The sequence below is a fragment of the Sphingobium cyanobacteriorum genome, assembly GCF_030580935.1.
In the GTDB taxonomy this organism is placed as follows: Bacteria; Pseudomonadota; Alphaproteobacteria; order Sphingomonadales; family Sphingomonadaceae; genus Sphingobium; species Sphingobium cyanobacteriorum.
Genome location: NZ_JAUQOM010000060.1, coordinates 1 through 2,472, shown reverse-complemented (window position 1 = coordinate 2,472; position 2,472 = coordinate 1). Strand labels below are relative to the sequence as shown.

2 protein-coding genes and 1 pseudogene are annotated in these 2,472 nt (G+C 58.2%); 1 reads left to right on the top strand and 2 read right to left on the bottom strand.

Annotated features, from left to right (window positions below):
• Positions 1-422: 422 nt before the first annotated feature.
• Positions 423-1,316, bottom strand: a complete 894-nt coding sequence (locus Q4610_RS21635; protein ID WP_304537834.1) for a recombinase family protein — start codon at positions 1,314-1,316, stop codon at positions 423-425.
• A gap of 68 nt (positions 1,317-1,384) precedes the next feature.
• Between Q4610_RS21635 and Q4610_RS21755 the strand changes: the two genes are divergently transcribed.
• A complete protein-coding gene (locus Q4610_RS21755; protein ID WP_482241495.1) occupies positions 1,385-1,522 on the top strand; it encodes a recombinase family protein in 138 nt (45 codons plus the stop codon).
• A gap of 12 nt (positions 1,523-1,534) precedes the next feature.
• On the opposite strand, the pseudogene Q4610_RS21625 reads toward Q4610_RS21755, so the two are convergent.
• Positions 1,535-2,356: pseudogene (locus tag Q4610_RS21625) on the bottom strand (Tn3 family transposase); the annotation flags it as partial.
• Positions 2,357-2,472: the final 116 nt, after the last annotated feature.

The window sequence follows — 2,472 nt, the reverse complement described above, 5'->3', positions numbered from 1 at the left end:
AATTACACCAATGCCGGGGGGAGTGGCCCTCGGGCTACGCCCTCACGCCACTCCCCCCGGCATGTAACACGATGGCCTGGTTTTACGCCGCCGAATGGCCGACTTTTGCTCCGCCGTTGACAGTATGGACGCGGCGAATACGAAATCATTGCAGCCATACGAGACGTCCAACTCCCTGACATAGCAGAAGCAATTGCCCTCCTTGCGCTCGACCTCGCCGAATTAAGAAATCTCGGCTTTCGAGAAAGGGTAAGCGCAAACAAGGGCTTTCAAAACTCTGTCGTTCAGCTCGCAAAGCGCCTGAGAACAATGCCTGACCTTGCCAGCGATAGTCAGTTGGCGACTCTTGCAACAGCTAGAAGCCAACGTGAGGAATTACACGTCCATCCAGCAGCTCAGGGCGACGCCTGAGGGAGACATCCTTAGCCAATTTCAATCAATCCAAGCGCTTTGGCGTGAGCCAGCGCTCGTCTCACGCCTTCAGGTGACCAAGATAGGCCACCGCGAGCCGTCGGTTCGCGCAAATCTTGCGACAACCATTTAGCAATTTCACGAAGTGAGGATCCCGGGTGGGTTTTTATCCGGTCGGCGACAAGCCTTGCCGCGCGCGTATCGAGTGGCAAACGCGGCGCGGTTTCAAGAATAATGGGATCAGCATAGCCTGCTCGAACCAGCGCCTGGCACGCCTTCACCAGCGTCCGCTCACTGAATGAACGGATCGGAGGGGCGATTGAGCGAATCTGACGCAACACAATCACCCAAGGCAAATGCGGGCGCAAACGCTCAACGGTCGGTAACCAGCGATGCCGGCCATCCAGCAGTTCGTTGAGGTAGCGTTCGTTATGACTGTGGCGGATCTCGGCAATCGCCGCAGGATCACGCGCAAGCATTTTGGGATTCCCAGGTTTGGCCCCCCGCGCGACTGCAGCCTTTAGTCCTGCGCGCGTCCGTTCCCGGATAAGTGCCCGCTCAAATTCAGCAAACGCACCGAGCATTTGAGTCATCAGCATACCTTGCGGGCTCGATGTGTCGATCGGATCGTTGATCGAGCGGAAGAAAGCTCCCTTTGCACGGATGGTTTCTACGATCTGAAGCAAGTGTGAAAGCGAGCGCGCCAGACGGTCGATCCGCACGACCAGCAGGGTGTCACCCTTCCCCACCCGTTCGAGCGCCTTGGCAAGGCTAGGGCGCTCCTTGCTGGCGCCGCTGGCCTTGTCTTCGAAGATCACAGCACAACCTTGCGTTCGCAGAGCATCTTGCTGCGCAGCGGTGTCCTGCTCGTCAGTTGATACCCGGGCGTAGCCAATCAAAGTCATGTGTCACATTTCATACAATGGATACAACCGTTCGAATGCCCCCATTAGATGCAATGTGACAAAAGGCCCTGATCGGCTACGCCCGTGTCTCGACTGACGAGCAGGACACCGCTGCCCAGCACGATGCCTTGCGCGCGCAGGGCTGCACGCTGATACTCGGCGTCACCTCAAGGTTTGTTCGCCAGACAACGATTTCTCGGACATAAGCGGAACATGGGCTACGCTACACGCTTCAACCGCGCCATTGGCTCGTTGAGTGGGTGGAATTCACCTGCTGGAAGTCGCCTGGCCTGCTCCCAGAGGTAATCGCCGGTCAGACTGATGTGCGCCCAGCCCATCGGAGAAAGGTGCGCAAGCAGTGCCGCATCGAACGTCGTGCCGACAGCGTTGAGGTGCTGGGCGGCCCGGTCGAGATAGACCGGGTTCCAGTAGGAAATCGCCGCAATCAGCAGGTTCAGCCCAGATGCGCGAAATTCCTGATTTTCCAGCGAGCGATCGGTGAACCGACCCTGCCGGTTGGTATAGATGGCGGCGGCAAGCGTGTGCCTCGCCTCGCCTTTGTTGAGACCGGCCTGACAGGCACGTCGCAGTTCCGGTTGTTCAAGCCAATCGAGCGTGAACAAAGTGCGCTCGATACGGCCCAGTTCAGCCAATGCAAAATCCAGCCTGTTCTGGCGTTTGTAGGCGGCAAGTTTTCGCAAGATTACTGACGGCGCCACCGAGCCATCCTTGATTGAGGCGACAATCCTGACGATGTCATCCCAATCGGCCTCGATCGCTGCCGTTTTGATGGTGCGGCCCATCAGATTTTTGATGCCCTTGTATGTCGATGGCGCAGCGATCGAACCCAGCTTGCGGTCGCCAATATCGCGCAGCCGGGGCGCGAAGCGGAACCCGAGTAGGTGGCAGAGTGCGAAAACATGATCGGTGGCGCCGCCGGTATCGGTATAGTGCTCATGCAACGGAAGGTTGCCGGCGCCCAGGACAAGCCCGTCGAGCACGTAAGGCGCTTCACCTGCCGTCGCGGACATGATGGGGTGACTACACGAAAGTGACGTATCTGCACGCTAGGGGGGCGCCAGTACATTATTCGGACACGTCGCAGATCAGACAGATAGGCGATACCGCCGCATATGAAGATCGCCGCGCGCGTATA